At 59.2% G+C, this 17,692-nt stretch carries 14 protein-coding genes and 1 pseudogene; 13 read left to right on the plus strand and 2 right to left on the minus strand.

Annotated elements, in window-relative coordinates; all coding sequences use genetic code 11:
* Positions 1-13: 13 nt before the first annotated feature.
* The 5 genes and pseudogenes from QD461_RS00300 to QD461_RS00320 form a co-directional block, all read left to right on the plus strand.
* Positions 14-499, plus strand: a pseudogene (locus tag QD461_RS00300) (HugZ family protein); the annotation flags it as partial.
* Between the two features lie 375 nt (positions 500-874).
* Positions 875-1,192, plus strand: coding sequence for an ArsR/SmtB family transcription factor (locus QD461_RS00305; protein WP_004116664.1), 318 nt, complete (start codon positions 875-877; stop codon positions 1,190-1,192).
* Between the two features lie 460 nt (positions 1,193-1,652).
* Complete coding sequence (locus QD461_RS00310) at positions 1,653-2,981, plus strand: aspartate aminotransferase family protein (RefSeq protein WP_414085964.1); 1,329 nt, start codon at positions 1,653-1,655, stop codon at positions 2,979-2,981.
* A 92-nt stretch (positions 2,982-3,073) separates the two neighbouring features.
* Entirely contained in the window at positions 3,074-4,771 is a 1,698-nt protein-coding gene (ade, locus tag QD461_RS00315) for an adenine deaminase (RefSeq protein WP_414085965.1), read from the plus strand.
* A gap of 87 nt (positions 4,772-4,858) precedes the next feature.
* Positions 4,859-5,677, plus strand: a complete 819-nt coding sequence (locus tag QD461_RS00320; protein ID WP_414085966.1) for a DUF2066 domain-containing protein — start codon at positions 4,859-4,861, stop codon at positions 5,675-5,677.
* 17 nt (positions 5,678-5,694) lie between these two features.
* Here QD461_RS00320 and QD461_RS00325 read toward each other — a convergent pair whose 3' ends face one another.
* Positions 5,695-7,341 (minus strand): alpha-glucosidase, encoded by a 1,647-nt coding sequence (locus QD461_RS00325; RefSeq protein ID WP_414085967.1) that lies wholly within the window; start codon positions 7,339-7,341, stop codon positions 5,695-5,697.
* Between the two features lie 295 nt (positions 7,342-7,636).
* Between QD461_RS00325 and QD461_RS00330 the strand changes: the two genes are divergently transcribed.
* The 8 genes from QD461_RS00330 to QD461_RS00365 all read left to right on the plus strand — a co-directional run bounded on the left by QD461_RS00330 (position 7,637) and on the right by QD461_RS00365 (position 16,222).
* Positions 7,637-9,217 (plus strand): peptide ABC transporter substrate-binding protein, encoded by a 1,581-nt coding sequence (locus QD461_RS00330; RefSeq protein WP_414085968.1) that lies wholly within the window; start codon positions 7,637-7,639, stop codon positions 9,215-9,217.
* Positions 9,218-9,268: 51 nt separating this feature from the next.
* Entirely contained in the window at positions 9,269-10,192 is a 924-nt protein-coding gene (locus QD461_RS00335) for an ABC transporter permease subunit (protein ID WP_414085969.1), read from the plus strand.
* Positions 10,189-11,106 (plus strand): ABC transporter permease, encoded by a 918-nt coding sequence (locus tag QD461_RS00340; protein WP_184703069.1) that lies wholly within the window; start codon positions 10,189-10,191, stop codon positions 11,104-11,106. The genes QD461_RS00335 and QD461_RS00340 overlap by 4 nt, the downstream gene beginning before the upstream one ends.
* A gap of 1 nt (position 11,107) precedes the next feature.
* On the plus strand, positions 11,108-12,103 hold the full coding sequence (locus tag QD461_RS00345; RefSeq protein WP_414085970.1) for an ABC transporter ATP-binding protein: 996 nt from the start codon (positions 11,108-11,110) through the stop codon (positions 12,101-12,103).
* Complete coding sequence (locus QD461_RS00350) at positions 12,096-13,082, plus strand: ABC transporter ATP-binding protein (RefSeq protein WP_414085971.1); 987 nt, start codon at positions 12,096-12,098, stop codon at positions 13,080-13,082. The genes QD461_RS00345 and QD461_RS00350 overlap by 8 nt, the downstream gene beginning before the upstream one ends.
* Positions 13,083-13,273: 191 nt before the next feature.
* Positions 13,274-14,188: a sugar kinase gene (locus tag QD461_RS00355; protein ID WP_414085972.1), complete on the plus strand. Its 915-nt coding sequence runs from the start codon at positions 13,274-13,276 to the stop codon at positions 14,186-14,188.
* A gap of 242 nt (positions 14,189-14,430) precedes the next feature.
* Positions 14,431-15,543 (plus strand): glycosyltransferase family 4 protein, encoded by a 1,113-nt coding sequence (locus QD461_RS00360; RefSeq protein ID WP_414085973.1) that lies wholly within the window; start codon positions 14,431-14,433, stop codon positions 15,541-15,543.
* 238 nt (positions 15,544-15,781) lie between these two features.
* Positions 15,782-16,222 carry a MarR family winged helix-turn-helix transcriptional regulator gene (locus QD461_RS00365; protein ID WP_414085974.1) on the plus strand — a complete coding sequence of 147 codons (441 nt, stop codon included), beginning with the start codon at positions 15,782-15,784 and terminating at the stop codon, positions 16,220-16,222.
* Between the two features lie 29 nt (positions 16,223-16,251).
* On the opposite strand, the gene der is transcribed toward QD461_RS00365, so the two are convergent.
* Positions 16,252-17,682: a ribosome biogenesis GTPase Der gene (der, locus tag QD461_RS00370; RefSeq protein WP_184703064.1), complete on the minus strand. Its 1,431-nt coding sequence runs from the start codon at positions 17,680-17,682 to the stop codon at positions 16,252-16,254.
* Positions 17,683-17,692: the final 10 nt, after the last annotated feature.

Here is a 17,692-nt window from a genome sequence, read left to right on the forward strand (position 1 = left end):
CATGGAGCAGTTAATGAGCGATAAACCATCGGCAATCCGGGAAACGGATGAGGACGCGCGCAAGCTGGCGCGCGATCTCATGCACATGGCTGCACACGCAGCCCTGGCGGTCATCGACCCGGATACCGGTTTCCCCTACGTCAGCCGCGTTCTGACTGCCATGGATTCGGACGGCGCTCCGGTCATTCTTGTCTCCGGCCTCTCAGCACATACCAAAGCGTTGATGAAAGATCCGCGCGCCTCGATGCTGTTCGGCGAACCGGGCAAGGGGGACCCCCTCGCCCATCCTCGCCTGACCGTGCGATGCAGCGCAGAACGCGTTGATCGGCAAGGCGATGCACATCAACGCATTCGAGGACCGTTCCTCGAGCGTCACCCGAAATCCAAGCTCTATATCGACTTCCCGGACTTCAGCTTCTTTCGGCTCGTTCCTCTCGATGCCAGCCTCAACGGCGGCTTCGGCCGAGCCTACATTCTGTCCTCGCAGGACCTCATGATTCTTTAAGCTGAAAACAATTTCCCGCGGCAGTAAGACCATACAATAGTGCGAGAATTAGTAACCGGACAGCCAGAGGTGGCAGCGACCATTATTGGTATGTTTTCACCCGACAGCCCTAAAAATCGGCATATTTATGGCCCGGAAATGATCATAAACGACCTATTTTGGGTAAATTAGTGTCCTAAAAAGGTTCTTCGGCGCTCTTGGCGCCGCTGCTCAGTGCTCATACATACATGTCTAAAATAGCATACCCGATACCTTAAATTTAGGTATATACAATCTTCGTCCGGTATTGGTATTGTTCGATATCGGTTTCATACCGGCTTGGAAATAGCACAATTTCTGATGTGCGCTCCGCATTGGGAAGATCAAAACATGAAGACAAGAAATTTGGCCGAGCATTCCAATGTTGCGGCAGCATTATTATCGGCAATGGCGAATCCAAAGCGCCTTTTGATCCTTTGCAGCCTCGTTAAAGGCGAAGTTCCTGTTGGCGTTTTGGCCAATCAGGTAGGCTTGAGCCAGTCCGCACTTTCTCAGCACCTTTCTAAGCTGCGCGCTCAGAAGCTGGTGAAGACGCGTCGCGATGCTCAGACGATTTACTACTCCAGCACTTCGGAATCGGTCATTCGAGTTCTCGAAACGTTGGAAGATATTTATTGCGAACCTGAAAAAAGTAGATCGGCTGCTTAAGAGCTGAAATAGGCTCCAGGTTTGCCGGCGAACGATCCTACGGGTACACCTTATCCCTGAAGATCGACTTGCTTTCATCACCACAAGTTTGACTGCTCCGGCCGACAAATCTCAGATTTGCCGGCCTTTTCCTTTTGATATGTGCTTTGGTACCGACTGGTGTAACTCCAGGAAAAATGGGGCGGTCTTCCCCGTCCGAAATGCGCGAGGAAGCAGAAAGATCCAACGTTTTCGTGATCTAATGAAAGCGGAAACACGCTTGCGACAGCCGGCTCGACGCCGAGATCAGTCCCTCGCTCCCATCTTCATGCAGGTGCACCTTTCGAGCGCCCCTCCCTTCGATGCCATCTTTGCCTTGACGCCAAAAGGCCGGCTGATAATTTGACCAAGCAGTAAATATAATCGCGCGGCGTAGCGTCGCGGACGGGAAATGGCCCCCGAATGGCTATTGGAGAACAGCATGTCGGACCGTTTGAATGCCACCCCCAACGATTTGCGCGCCTTTTGGATGCCGTTTACGGCAAACCGCCAGTTCAAGAAGGAGCCCAGGCTCTTCGTGGGCGCCAAGGATATGTACTACACCACCCATGACGGTCGTCAGGTGCTGGATGGAACTGCGGGACTGTGGTGCGTGAACGCAGGACACTGCCGACCGAAGATCACCGAAGCTATCGCCCAGCAGGCCGGTGAGCTCGACTACGCTCCAGCCTTTCAGCTTGGCCACCCGAAGGCGTTCGAGCTGGCCAACCGGCTGGTCGATATCGCCCCTGAAGGGCTCGATCACGTCCTCTATACGAATTCCGGCTCGGAGTCGGTCGAGACGGCCCTTAAGGTCGCGCTTGCCTATCACCGCGTGAAGGGCAATGGCTCGCGCTTCCGTCTCATCGGCCGCGAACGCGGCTATCACGGTGTCAATTTCGGCGGCATCTCCGTCGGCGGCATTGTCACGAACCGCAAGATGTTCGGCACGCTGCTGACGGGCGTCGATCACATGCCGCATACGCATCTTCCCGGCAAGAATGCCTTTACGCGCGGCGAACCCGAGCATGGCGGCGATATCGCCAGCGAGTTGGAGCGTATCGTCACGCTGCATGACGCCTCGACCATCGCTGCGGTCATCGTCGAGCCGGTTGCCGGCTCCACCGGCGTGCTCATCCCGCCGAAAGGCTACCTGCAGAAGCTGCGCGAAATCTGCACCAAGCACGGCATCCTGTTGATCTTCGACGAAGTCATCACCGGTTTCGGCCGTCTCGGTACCCCCTTTGCCGCTCAGTATTATGATGTGAAGCCTGATATGATCACCACGGCGAAGGGCCTGACGAACGGCGTCATCCCGATGGGTGCGGTCTTCGTCACCTCGGAAATCCATGACGCCTTCATGCAAGGCCCCGAGCATATGATCGAGTTCTTCCACGGCTACACCTATTCCGGCAACCCGATCGCATCGGCCGCAGCGCTTGCGACGCTCGACACCTACAAGGAAGAAGGCCTGCTCACCCGCGCAGCCGAGCTTTCCGATTACTGGGCCGACGCTTTGCACTCCCTCAAGGATTGCCCGAACGTCATCGACATCCGAAACACCGGCCTGATCGGGGCCATCGAGCTCGACCCCATCGCCGGCGAACCCACCAAGCGCGCCTTCACCGCCTTCCTCAAGGCCTACGAGAAGGGCCTCCTGATCCGCACCACCGGCGACATCATCGCACTATCGCCGCCGCTGATCATCGAGAAGCATCACATCGACGAGCTGTTCGGCAAGCTTCGCGAGATCTTGCAGAATAATATCTAAGGCATAAGCTCGAACACATCTGCGCCCCTCATGCCTTCTTTTGCACAGCAAAGGAGCCGGCATGAGGGGCGATCCATATGCGAGGGATGAACATGACCGCCAAACTCGAACGCTACATCGACCAGGGCGTCGGCCGGGAGCCTGCAGACATCGTTTTGAAGAACGGCCGCTTCTTCGATCTGGTGACAGGCGAGCTGGTGTTGTCGGATATCGCCATTTGCGGCGATCGAATTGTCGGCACCTATGGCACCTACCACGGCCGTGAAGAGATCGACATCTCCGGCCGCATCGTCGTGCCCGGCTTCATCGACACCCACCTGCATATCGAATCCTCGCTGGTAACGCCGCATGAGTTCGACCGTTGCGTCCTGCCCTACGGCGTCACCACGGTCATCTGCGATCCGCATGAGATCGCCAATGTGCTGGGCACGGAAGGCATCCAGTACTTTCTGGATTCCTCCCTCGAGACCATCATGGATATCCGCGTCCAGCTCTCCTCCTGCGTGCCCGCAACGCATCTGGAAACCTCAGGCGCCGATCTGCCGATCGAGAAGCTCCTGCCCTTCCACGATCATCCGAAAGTCATCGGCCTTGCCGAATTCATGAATTTCCCCGGTGTGGTCCATAAGGATCCCGTCTGCATGGCGAAGTTGGAAGCCTTCCAAGGCGGCCACATTGACGGCCACGCCCCCTTACTGCGCGGCAACGACCTCAACGGCTATCTCGCCGCCGGTATCCGCACGGAACATGAATCGACAACATCTGAAGAAGCGTTGGAGAAGATCCGCAAGGGCATGCATGTGTTGGTACGTGAAGGCTCTGTTTCAAAGGACCTGCACGCGCTGATGCCCATCATCACCGAGCGCCTGTCCCCTTATCTTGCGCTCTGCACCGACGACCGTAATCCGCTCGATATCGCCGAACAGGGCCATCTCGATTACATGATCCGCACGGCGATCGCGCACGGCGTCGAGCCGCTCGCGATCTATCGCGCCGCATCTATCTCCGCTGCTCGCGCCTTCAGCCTGCGCGACCGCGGCCTGGTGGCGCCCGGCTGGCGCGCCGATCTCGTCGTCATCGACAGTCTCGAGAACTGTAAGGCAGAGACGGTCTTCTCGGCAGGCAGGCGGGTGACGGCAGAGCTCTTCGCCACCCGCAAACCAGTCGCCGCAGTTGGCCTCGACAGCGTCAAAGCCCGCCCGATCAATGCCGCCGCCTTCGGTGTACCGGCCACCGAAGGCGAAAGTTCTGTCATTGGCGTGATGCCGGGCAAAATCATCACCGAGCATCGCCGCTATCGCCTGCCGACCAAGGGCAATCAGACCGATATCGATCTCGGCAACGATGTCATCAAGGTCGCCGTCATCGAGCGGCATGGCAAGAACGGCAATCACGCCAATGGCTTCGTCCAGGGCTTTGGCTTGAAGAAAGGTGCCATCGCCTCAACCGTTGGGCATGACAGCCACAATATCTGTGTCGTCGGCGTCAACGAAGACGATATGGCACTGGCCGCCAATCGGCTGAGCGAGATCAACGGCGGCTTCGTGGTCGTCGAAAACGGTAAGGTCACCGGCGAAATTGCCCTGCCCATTGCCGGCCTGATGAGCCTTGAGCCTTATGAAAGCGTGCGCGACACGCTGCATCATCTGCGGCAAGCGGCCTACGCACTCGGCGCGACGCTGGAAGAACCTTTCCTGCAACTGGCCTTCCTGCCCCTACCCGTCATCCCGCACCTGAAGATATCGGACAAAGGCCTTGTCGATGTCGACAAGTTCATGCTGATCGGCTGACGGCAGCCGGCGCCTATCCATCCTTGTTTCGCCCCCGAGCCCGTCCTATCCTGTATGCTTTCGTGGCTCGGGAGCCGCAAGGAGGGAATGGTGCTCAATCTCGCTCATGTGACGAGTTGGCGATTGCTTGCGCTGCTGTTGAGCGCGCCCTTTCTCGCTTCTGAGGTACAGGCTTTCACGCCAGGCGATGTTTACACCAGCGTGTGCGTCGTCACCGGCCAAGGCCCGGAGAATCGGACCAAGGGCTTTGCCGATTGTCTGGATAAGGTCCTTCCCCGCGTTTCCGGCAACTCGCGATTGGTCGACGGCCCTGTCCTCCAGGCCGCTCGAGAGTATGCGGCTGAATACATAGAGGAATTCTCCTACCACGACAGGCTCGCAGGCCGACCCGTCCATGACGAGCAGGGAACTCATGATCGGCCCTTCGACCTGACATGCCGTTTTCGCAAGCAACGCATCGACGATCTGCTTGACAAGCTTGGAGCCGGCCCGTGGCTCGCAAAGCGCCCAATACTTGAAATCGTGTTGGACGTCCGTCGTGGCGACACGAGCTATCGGGTGACGGCCGAGGCCAATCGCGATTTGGCCATGCGGCAATCCTTCGCCATGGCGTCCGATCTCAGCGGCATTGACGTGTTTTTTCCTTCCGAAGGAAATCTCAGCGCGGGTTCGACGACCGGCGCCATCCCCCTAAGAGGCGAGCTGGATTGGAATGAGACCGCCCTAGGCTGGATCGCGACATGGACGCTAAACGATCAGCATAACGGCGTTACACCGCATGACGTGACATGGCAGGTTCAGGGTGTCGGCTTCGACGATGCATTCCGCGCAGCCCTCAGGGGCGCCGCGCAGATTCTATCGGGAAATGGCGAACCCATCGGTACCCTGGCCACCGTCAGAAAATAGGCCTTCGGCACATTCGATCATTCAACCCGGCCGCAATAGACGTCCAGCGCGGCAAGCGCCACCGTCGATCCTGCGTCGGCAGTCGTAAATCCCGGCATGGCGATTGTCCTGCCGAGCTTGAGCTCCTTAGGCAACACGACCTTTACCGGCTTGCGGGAGAGATTGAAAATGAGCAGCAGCCTCTCGTCTCCCTTGGAGCGCGTGAAGGCGAGGACGTCTTCCTTGGTATCGAGGAAAACCATGTCGCCGTCGCGCAAAGCCGCATGCGCAGCGCGGAAGGCGAGCGTCTCCCGATAGTGGTTCAGCACGGAATCCGTGTCCGCCTCCTGCTTGTCGACCGCGAGCGCCGCATGCTGGTAGGGAACCGGCAGCCATGACTTGTCGGCGGTCGTAAAGCCCGCGTGAGCGCGGCTCCCCTCCCAAGGCATGGGCGTGCGGCATCCATCCCGCCCCTTGAACGCCGGCCAGAAGCGAATGCCGTAGGGGTCGCGAAGATCCTCGAAGGCGAGCTCCGCCTCCGGCAGTCCCAGTTCCTCGCCCTGGTACAGGCAAATCGAACCACGTAACGTCGATAGCAGCGAAATTGCAAGCTTTGCGACGCGCGGCCGTTCTTCCTCCGTCTCGGCAAAACGGCTGACATGACGCTGCACGTCATGGTTGGAAAAGGCCCAGCAGACCCAGCCGTCGACGACGTTATCCTGGAAGTCGCCAACGCAGCGGCGGAAGTGTGCCGGTGTAAAATCGGGGCCAAGCAAGTCGAAAGTATAGCACATATGCAACTTGTCGCCGCCGCTGGTGTAAGCTGCGACCGTCTGCAGCGAACGGGCGCCATCGCCCACCTCGCCGACCGTCGCGCGATCCTCATATTGATCAAGCAACGCTCTGAAACGCTTGAGGAAAGCGATATTCTCGGGCTGCGTCTTGTCGTAGAGATGGTTCTGCATTCCATAGGGATTGCTCTCGGGCGCATCGAGGCCGCCCGTAGCGACGAGCGCCGGCGGATTGTCCCGCAGTTGCTTGTCGCAGAAATAATAATTCACCGTATCAAGCCGGAAGCCGTCGACGCCGCGATCGAGCCAGAACTTCACTGCAGCTAGCACGGCATCCTGAACCTCCTGCTTGTGGAAATTCAGGTCGGGCTGCGAGGTCAGGAAATTGTGCTGGTAATATTGCCGGCGCACGCCATCCCACTCCCAACCGGGACCGCCGAAGATCGACAGCCAATTGTTCGGCGCCGTGCCGTCCGGCTTCGGATCAGCCCAGACGTACCAGTCCGCCTTCGGATTGTTACGGCTCGTCCGGCTTTCGACGAACCAGGGATGCTGGTCCGAGGTGTGTGAGATGACCTGGTCGATGATGACCTTCAGCCCCAGCTCGTGCGCTGCCGACATCATCTCGTCGAAATCGGCAAGCGTGCCGAAAATCGGATCGACGTCGCAATAGTCCGCGACATCATAGCCCATATCGGCCATCGGCGAGGTAAAGAATGGCGCCAGCCAGATCGCGTCGACCCCGAGTGCGGCAATGTGAGGCAGACGCCGGGTAATCCCCTTGATGTCGCCAAGCCCGTTGGCATCCGTGTCCTGAAACGACCGCGGATAGACCTGATAGATCACCGCACCGCGCCACCAATCGGCTCCTGCCGCTTTCTTCGTCGATTTCATCAAACCGCCTCGATATCGCACAAGGCTTTCCAGTTTGCACACTCGGACGCAGGCAGCAAGCCGCAATCGGCCGGGCACGCGAATGCTACTAGGAGGACGTGTAAATTCGGACTATCAATTTTAGAGATTTATCAACACGGAAGTTCGCACGGACATCAACTCCGTCTCTTTTGGGCTTGAAAGCGACGCGGCTTCGGATAACTTCGCCACTGACCTGCACGTACAGGTCACCTGTGGGATCAAAAATACCCCTGAAAAATCAGGGATAATAACTCCAAAAAGGTGGGAAAAACGTATGACTCATTTCGCCAGGAAATTTCTAGCGACAGCTTTCGTCAGCACGATGTTGAGCTTCTCCGCACATGCCGCGACCCTCAATATCCACAACGGCGGCGACACGACTTCGCTCGATCCGCAAAAACTTTCCGGCGACTGGGAAAATCGTATCGCTGGAGATATTTTCGAAGGGCTGGTGACCGAGGATCCCAACGACAATCCGGTTCCAGGCCAGGCTGCAAGCTGGACCGTTTCTCCCGACCAAAAAGTCTATACGTTTAAGCTGCGCGACGGCATCAAATGGTCCGACGGCCAGCCTGTGACGGCGCAGGACTTCGTCTTTGCCTTCCAGCGCCTGATGGATCCGAAGACCGCTGCTCAATACGCCTATCTGCAATACACGATCAGAAACGCGGAAAAGATCAACAAGGGCGAAATCAAGGATCTGAACGAGCTCGGCGTCAAGGCGATCGATGACAAGACGCTGGAAATCACGCTTGAGAGCCCTACGCCTTATTTCCTCAACGCCTTGATGCACTACACGGCCTATCCGCTACCGAAGCATGTCGTCGATGCCAAAGGCGACCAGTGGGTCAAAATCGGTAACATCGTTACCAACGGTCCCTATAAGCCCGTCGAATGGGTGCCCGGTTCACACGTCACCACTGTCAAGAACGATCAGTTCCACGACGCCAAGGACGTAAAGATCGACAAGGTCAATTTCTACACGCTGGAAGATCAATCCGCCGCCCTCAAGCGCTATCGCGCAGGCGAATTCGATATTCTCACGGATTTCCCTGCGGACCAGTTCGACTGGATCCAGAAGAACCTTCCCGGTCAGGCGCATGTGGTTCCGTTCCTTGCGACCTATTATTACGTCATGAACGCCAGCAAGCCGCCTTTCAACGATAAACGCGTCCGTCAGGCTCTCTCTATGGCCGTCAACCGCGAGGTCATCGGCCCGAAGATCCTCGGCACCGGCGAATTGCCGATGTATTCGTGGGTACCGCCAGGCACGGCCAACTACGGCGAGCCGGCTTATCTGAGCTGGAAGGACGAGCCCTACAAGCAGAAGGTCGAAGACGCGAAGAAACTGCTGAAGGACGCTGGTTTCGGCCCTGACCACCCGCTGAAGGCACAGCTCCGCTACAACACCAACGACAACCACAAACGCGTCGCCGTCGCGATTGCTGCGATGTGGAAGCCGCTCGGCGTCGATGTTGAGCTCTATAACACCGAAACCAAAGTGCATTACGATGGATTGAAGCGCGGTGAAGTGGAAATCGGCCGCGCCGGCTGGATCGCCGACTACAACGACCCGATCAACTTCCTCAGCCTGCTGTCTACTGGCGTCGACATGAACTACGGCCGCTGGAGCAACAAGGATTACGATGCCTTGATCAATCAAGGCAATGAAGAAACCGATCTCAAGAAGCGCGCCGAGATCTACAAGAAGGCCGAGCAGCTCGCCCTCGACGACAGCGCCGCTATTCCGATCTACTATTACGTTTCCAAGAACATCGTCGCTCCGAAGGTCCAGGGCTTCGTCGATAATATTCAGGACATCCACCGTACGCGCTGGCTGTCGATCAAAGAATAATTGGGAACAGCCTCTCTCCCGGACAAAACCGGGAGGGAGGCGTCTAAGACCATGTTTGGCTATGCTCTCCGTCGTCTGCTGTCGACAATCCCCGTAATGTGGATTGCCGTGACAGTATGCTTTTTCATTTTGCGCCTCGCTCCCGGCGGCCCCTTCGATGGCGAAAGGCCATTGCCGCCGGAAGTCAAAGCCAACCTCGCGGCTCACTACAACCTCGATAAGCCTCTGGTTGAGCAATACCTGATCTATGTCGGCGACGTCATGAAGGGCGACCTTGGCCCCTCTTTCGCCAATCAGGATTTCACCGTCACCCAGCAGATCATGTCCGGCTTCCCCTATACGCTGACCATTGGCGGCGCTGCCTTCGTGCTCGCAACCGTCGTGGGCGTATTCATAGGCTGCCTCGGGGCGCTTTATCAGAACCGCGCGGCCGACTATTGGCTGGGCGGCGGCCTCCTCATCGGCCTTGTCATGCCGAGCTTCCTGATCGCCCCGATCCTTCAGCTCGTCTTCGGCAATTCGCTCGGCTGGTTGCCGGTCGGTGGCTGGGGCGACGGCTCCATCAAGTTCCTGATCCTGCCCATCATCGTTCTGACGCYGCCGCATGCGGCACGCATCTCGCGTCTGATGCGCGGCTCGATGATCGAAGTGATGGGGCAGAACTTCATCCGCACGGCAAAGGCGAAGGGCATCGGCCCACGGCTGACGATCATGCGTCATGCCTTGAAGCCCGCCATGATGCCCGTCGTCTCCTATCTCGGACCGGCGGCAAGCTATCTGCTCACCGGCTCGCTGGTGGTCGAAAGCATCTTCGGCCTTCCCGGCGTCGGCCGTTACTTCGTCGGAGCGGCGTTGAACCGCGACTACGGCATGGTTCTCGGCACGGTCATCTTCTACATGGTGCTGATCGTGGTCCTCAACCTACTGGTCGACATCGCCTATGCCTGGCTCGACCCGAAAGTGAGAATGCGATGATCCTCAATTCCGCCAAGAGAGAATTGCTGGAAGCGGAATTGCTTTCGGCGGAGGGGCTCGCACCCAAAGGGCGCTCCCTCACCGGCGACGCAATGCGTCGCCTCCTGCGCAACAAGGCGGCGGCGCTTTCGCTCGTCGTGCTGGCAGTCCTGGTGCTGATCGCCATATTCGGCCCATATTTCCTGCCCTACAACTATGAGGATCCGGACTGGAATTCGTTCCGAGGCGCTCCGGATTTCGCCGCCGGCCACTACTTCGGTACCGACGGCAACGGCCGCGACCTGCTGTCCCGTACGCTCTACGGCACACGTGTCTCGCTCACCGTCGCGCTCGTGGCAACGCTCGTCTCGGTGGTCATCGGCGTGCTGTATGGCGCTGTCGCAGGCTACTTCGGCGGCCGCATCGATGCCATCATGATGCGTTTCGTCGACATCATGTACGCCCTGCCCTACGTCCTCTTCGTCATCTTGCTGATGGTGATCTTCGGCCGCAACGTCTATCTACTCTTCGCAGCGATCGGCGCGCTCGAATGGCTGACCATGGCACGTATCGTCCGCGGTCAGACGCTATCGATCAAGCAGCGGGAATTCATCGAAGCGGCACGGGCCTCCGGACAAAGATCGTTCAAGATCATCCTCAAGCACATCGTGCCGAACCTCGTCGGTCCGGTCGTCATCTATGCGACACTGACCGTCCCGGAAATCATCGCGACGGAGAGCTTCCTCTCCTATCTGGGCTTCGGCGTTCAGGAGCCGCTGACATCGCTCGGCACGCTGATTGCCGACGGTTCTGCCGGCATGGAGACGACGCCCTGGCTGCTGCTCTTCCCTGCCGGATTCCTGGTCGCGCTTCTGATGAGCCTGCTCTTCATCGGCGACGGCCTGCGCGACGCTTTCGACCCGAAGGATCGCTGACATGACAGACACCCTTCTCGAACTCAAAGACTACTCCATCACCTTCCGCACGCCGGAAGGAGAAGTCGCCGCCGTCTCAAAGATAAACCTGAAGGTCGGCCGCGGCGAGCGCATCGCCATCGTTGGCGAATCCGGTTCCGGCAAGAGCCAGACCTTTCTCGGCCTGATGGGCTTGCTCGCCAAGAACGGCCGCACCAGCGGCCAGGCACTGCTTGACGGCAAGGACCTGCTGACGCTGAGACCGCGCGAACTCGACCATGTGCGCGGCAAGGACATGGCCATGGTCTTCCAGGATCCCATGACCGCACTCAATCCGTCCCTGCGCATCTCGCGGCAGTTGACGGAACAGCTTGAGGTTCATGGCGGCCTGACGGCGCGCGCGGCGTCTGCCGCGGCGCTGGACATGCTGAAGCGCGTCGGCATTCCTGACCCGACGCGCCGCTTCAACCTCTATCCGCACGAGCTTTCGGGCGGTATGCGCCAGCGCATCGTCATCGCCATGGCACTGCTGACCAAGCCGAAGCTCCTCATCGCGGATGAGCCCACCACTGCGCTCGACGTAACGATCCAGGCGCAAATTCTGGATCTTTTCAACGAGTTGACGGCGGAAATGCACACCGCACTTGTCATGATCACCCATGACCTCGGTGTCGTCGCCGGCCTCGCCGATCGCGTCGCCGTCATGTATGCCGGCCGCATCGTCGAAGAAGCCCCGGTCGAGGAACTGTTCGAGGATCCGGCGCACCCCTACACCGCGGCGCTGCATGCCTCGATCCCCCGCCCCGACCAGGATGTCGACGATCTCGCCGTCATCCCCGGACGGCCGCCGAACCTGATGCATCTGCCGCGCGGCTGTGCCTTCTCGCCGCGCTGCGCCCACGTGGAAGACGATTGCATCGACGCAGCACCACCGCTCGACCGGCTCGGAGCCCAGCGTTGCGCCGCCTGCTTCCATCCCCTTTCGGCTAATCAGCAACGGAGCCTCGTCCATGGCTGAACAAACGCTTCTGAAGGTCGAACATCTGACCACCGAATTCGAGCTGCCGTCGAAATCCTTCTTCAGGCCATCATTGGTTCTGACTGCGGTGAACGATGTCAGTTTCGAGTTGAAGACTGGCCGCACGCTCGGCATCGTCGGCGAATCCGGTTGCGGCAAGTCGACGCTCGGCCGCTCCATTCTGCGGCTGATCAAGGCACAGAAGGGCCGCATCATGTGGCAGGGTAGCAATCTGCTCGATCTCACCGAAGAAGAGATGCGCACCGCGCGCCGCGACATGCAGATCATCTTTCAGGATCCCATCGCCTCGCTCGATCCGCGCATGACCGTGGGCGATATCATCGCCGAGCCACTGACGGTGTTCGAGCCGAAGCTGACGAAAGCTCAGCGGCAGGATCGCGTCCGTGAGATCATGGCGGCCGTCGGCCTCGTACCAGAGATGATCAACCGCTATCCGCACGAGTTCTCGGGCGGCCAGGCCCAGCGTATCGGCATTGCGCGAGCGGTCATCACCCGGCCAAAGCTCATTATCTGCGACGAGCCGGTCTCGGCCCTCGACGTCTCGATCCAGGGTCAGGTCATCACGCTTCTGCGCCGCCTGCGCAAGGAGTTCGGCCTGACGCTGATCTTCATCAGCCACGACCTCTCGGTGGTGCGTCTGATCTCGGACGACGTGCTGGTGCTTTATCTCGGCAAGGTGGTGGAGGCCGGTGATGCAGCCACCGTCTTCGATCATCCGGCCCATCCCTACACCCAGGCATTGTTCTCCGCCGCGCCGATTCCAGATCCGAAATTGGCACGCGCCCGGGAGCGCATCCGCCTGCAGGGAGATCCGCCTTCGCCGCTCAACCCGCCATCGGGTTGTGTCTTCTCGCCGCGCTGCTGGAAGGCCACGGATATCTGCCGCACGAAGATGCCGCCGACCCAGCAGGTGCGCGCAGGTCAGACGGCGGCCTGCTATCATATGGACAGGCCGTAGACCAATTCCGGGAAAACCACGCGATGGCTTTCCCGGAATTGCGTTAGGTAAAGAGACAGCGCGGCTCAGCAAATCCGTGAGACAATGAACCACTCCGGATTTTCATGAGTGGGCGGCGACAGTCGTCGCCCACCTTGCCCAAGCGGCTGCTTGCGCGTATGCAGCAGCAAGGCAAAGTGCAGGAGGAAGACTTGGGCGGACGTTTTCTATCGATCGGCGAATGCATGGTGGAACTGTCGCAGGCCGATGACGGCCATCTGCGCAAAGGTTTTGCCGGCGACACCTTCAATACCGCCTGGTACGCCCGCGCCTGCTTGCCTGCGGACTGGTCGATCGACTATTTCACCGCTCTTGGCGACGACGCCATGTCCGACGAGATGGCTGCCTTCATGGGTTCGGCAGGCATCGGCACCGCCAATATCCGCAGGCTTCGCGGCAAGACGCCCGGCCTCTACATGATCAACCTGAAGGATGGAGAGCGTTCCTTCAGCTACTGGCGCGACAGCTCCGCAGCCCGCCAGTTAGCAGCCGATGGCGACGCGTTGCGCGCGGCGATCGAAGCCTCGGACGTGCTTTATTTTTCGGGCATCACCCTGGCGATCCTGCCGCGTGAAGACGCCTATACGCTGCTTGCCGAGCTTCGCCGCGCCAAGGCGATCGGCAAGGTTGTTGCCTTCGACCCCAATCTGCGCCCACGTCTCTGGTCGAGCCTCGATGCCATGCATACGCTAATCGCAGACGGTGCTCGCGCTTCGACCCTTGTCATGCCAAGCTTCGACGACGAAGCCGCCCATTTCGGTGATGATTCCATCTCCAGCACCATTCGCCGCTACCACCAGTACGGAGCCAATATGGTCGTGGTCAAGAATGGGCCGGAAGGTGCGACGATCGGCTCCGACGCGGAAGAAACGCTGGTTCCGGCCGTCAAGGTCAGCAAGGTCATCGACACCACCAGCGCCGGCGACAGCTTCAACGGCGGATTTCTCGCCCATTATCTGCAACATGGCGCCCCCCTCGCCGCAGCAGCCTTTGCGGCCGAAATCGCGGCGAAAGTCATTCAGGAATATGGCGCCCTGGTCTCGCCAAAGAAGCTGAAGATCGCCTGATCGGCACTGTAATATTTCCATCATGGACGCCGCCCACAATAGGGCGGGCGCGGGAATCATGTTTGAAGCACCGCAATCACCAGAGCTGGATTATTAAGGTCTGCTCGACCTAAAATCTGAATCCGCTCTGGAATCAAACAAATGGAGCATGATGTCGTCCGAAATGTCCTCACACGTTTCGGACGACATCATGCTCTAGCACCGTCATCATGAGGATGCGGTGCGGATGGGCTGTTTTGGGCATGTTGCAACGCTTGTCGGACATCGAAGACAATATCTGGGCTCAGGCCGCGACACCTGTCGCGATACCGGAACGGCTGCTCATCGTCAGCGACGCGTGGCATCCGCAGGTCAACGGTGTCGTTCGCTCGATCGAAAACACCAATCGCGAGCTGATCCGCCGCGGCGTTGACGTGTCCATGATCACGCCGGACGGCTTCCGCAATATTCCCTGCCCGACCTATCCGGAGATTCGGCTTTCGATCGCCTCGTACAGCAAGGTTGCATCGAAGATCGAGGCGGCGAATCCGACTTATATCCATATCGCCACGGAAGGTCCCCTTGGGCTTACCGCGCGCCGTTGGTGCATCCGCAACGGCATGCCTTTCTCGACCAGTTACCACACGCGCTTTCCCGAATATGTCGCAGCGCGCCTGCCCATACCGGAAAGCTGGCTCTATGCCTTCGTGAAATGGTTTCATAATGCCGGCTATGGCTGCATGGTGGCGACGCCGAGCCTTGCCGACGAGCTCAAGCAACGCGGCATTCGCAATCTACTCTCCTGGAGCCGTGGCATCGATTCCCACCTCTTCCGCCCCTATCCATTGGAAGACAACCCCTTCGGCCTGCCGCGCCCGATCTTCATGACCGTCGGTCGTGTGGCGCTTGAAAAGAATCTACCTGCCTTTCTTGACCTCGACCTCCCGGGATCGAAGGTCGTCGTTGGCGATGGTCCGGCTCGGGCGGAGCTGCAGAAGCTCTATCCGGATGTGCATTTTCTGGGCGCAAAATTCGGCGAGGAGCTGGCACACGCCTATTCCCAGGCCGATGTCTTCGTCTTTCCATCCAAGACCGATACCTTCGGCAACGCCATCCTGGAGGCCTTGGCGAGCGGTGTCCCCGTTGCCGCCTACCCCGTCACCGGCCCTGCCGATATTCTAGCCGGGAACGGCAAAGCCGGCGTCGTGGACAGGGATCTGGCGAAAGCCTGTCTTGCCGCACTCGCCTGCTCCCGCGAAGCAGCGCGCACCGTTGCTCTCAATTACTCCTGGGAAGCGGCCACCACGCAATTCATCGGTAACGTCCGCGTCGCCAACCATCGTGGCCGCAAACAGAGCCATGCGCTCGGCCTTTAGCGCCACGCCCTCATATTGAATTTTCGATGCCCGACTCCAACTATCAAAACGGTGCCTGCATGTACCGCGACCGAAGCTGACCGCCCTGGCACAAAGCCTCAATGGCGTAATCCACGCCAAGCTGGCAGTCACGTCGAAACGACTCTTCACGAATGAAAAGAAACCCGTAGCCGTTTTGCAGGTTAAGGTGTACGATTATTTATCGCACGACTTAGAAAGTCCCTACGGAGTACTGGAAATGGCGGACGACCCGCTGAAATTGGACACCTTCATCTGCTTCGCGCTCTATTCGGCAAACCACGCGATGAATCGCCTGTACAAGCCCATGCTCGATGGACTGAACCTCACCTACCCGCAATATCTCGTCATGGTCACGCTGTGGGAAGAGGACGGACAGACCGTCGGCGGCATCGGTGAGAAGCTGTTCCTCGAGTCGAGCACGCTGACGCCGTTGCTGAAGCGCCTGGAAGCGGCAGGCTTCATCCAGCGCATCCGCAGCAAGGAAGATGAACGCCAAGTCGTGATCCATCTGACCAGCGAGGGTACTGCCCTGAAGAAGAAGGCGGCCAACATCCCGGCCTGTATCCTCGATGCCTCGGAACATTCCGTTGACGATTTGACGCGATTGAAGGCCGAGATCACCGCATTGCGCGAAGCGCTGAGTAAGAACGCGGCCTGATAAGCCGCGCTCCTGGCGGAACAACCGGATCAGGTCCGCTTCTTCTTGTTCTCGTACGGATTTTCCGACGACCGGAAATGAATACGGATAGGCACGCCCGGCATGGCGAAATCCGCGCGCAGGCCGTTGATCAGGTAACGCACATATGAATCCGGCAGCGCATCGGAGCGCGTGCACGAAATCATGAAGGCCGGAGGCCTCGCCTTCACCTGCGTCATATATTTCAGCTTGATGCGGCGACCGGAAACCGCCGGTGGCGGATGCTGAACCTGCTGTGTCTCGAGCCAACGATTGAGGCGCGCAGTCGATACACGCTTGTTCCAGACCTTGTCGGTATCGACAATCGCCTGCATCAGACGATCAAGTCCCTCGCCCGTCTGTCCCGCAATCGGGATGGCGCGGATACCGCGAGCCTGAGGCAGCAGCCGGTCAGTCTTTTCGCGCAAGTCGGCAAGCACCGCCTGACGATCCTCGATCATGTCCCACTTGTTGAAGGCAAGCACGGCGGCACGGCCTTCGCGGATCACGAGATCGACGATCTGTAGATCCTGCTTCTCGAAGGGAATGGTTGCGTCGAAGACGATGACGACGGTTTCGGCAAAGCGAATGGCGCGTAGCGTGTCGGCGACCGAGAGCTTTTCGAGCTTCTCCGTGACCTTCGCCTTGCGGCGCATCCCCGCTGTGTCGAACATCTTCACGGTGCGGCCACGCCAGCTCCAGTCGACGGAGATAGAATCGCGGGTGATGCCGGCTTCCGGACCGGTCAGCAGCCTGTCCTCACCGAGGAAGCGATTGATCAGCGTCGACTTGCCGGCATTCGGGCGGCCGACGATGGCGACGCGCAACGGGCGCGTATCGTCATATGCGGGCTCTTCGTCGATCTCCTCACCATCTTCGCCGACAGCCGGACGCGGAATGGAAACATTCGTTTCCGCTTCGTCATCGGCTTCCGGGAAGGCGCGCTCGTGGCCGAGGGCCTCGACGATCGCGTCGCGCAGGTCCATCATGCCCTGGCCATGCTCGGCAGAGATCGGGCAAGGATCGCCCAGGCCCAGCGTAAACGCATCATAAAAGCCGCTGTCGGAACCGCGCGCCTCGGATTTATTGGCAACGAGCACGACCGGCCGGCCACGCTTGCGCAGCATCTCGGCCAGCGTCTTGTCGACATGGGTGAGACCCATCTTGGCATCGACGACGAACAGCGTCAGATCAGCCTCGTCGATCGCCGCTTCCGTCTGGGCACGCATGCGGCCCTGAAGCGATTCATCCTGAGCCTCCTCGAGGCCGGCCGTGTCGACGATGCGGAACCGCAAATCGATCAACTTGGCATCGCCGGGGCGACGGTCACGCGTCACACCCGGCGTATCGTCGACAAGCGCCAGCTTCTTGCCAACCAGACGGTTGAAAAGGGTGGACTTGCCGACATTCGGGCGACCGACGATCGCAACCGTGAAACTCATTTAGCGATCC

The sequence above is a fragment of the Rhizobium sp. BR 314 genome, from assembly GCF_047445805.1.
Classification (GTDB): Bacteria; Pseudomonadota; Alphaproteobacteria; order Rhizobiales; family Rhizobiaceae; genus Rhizobium; species Rhizobium lusitanum_B.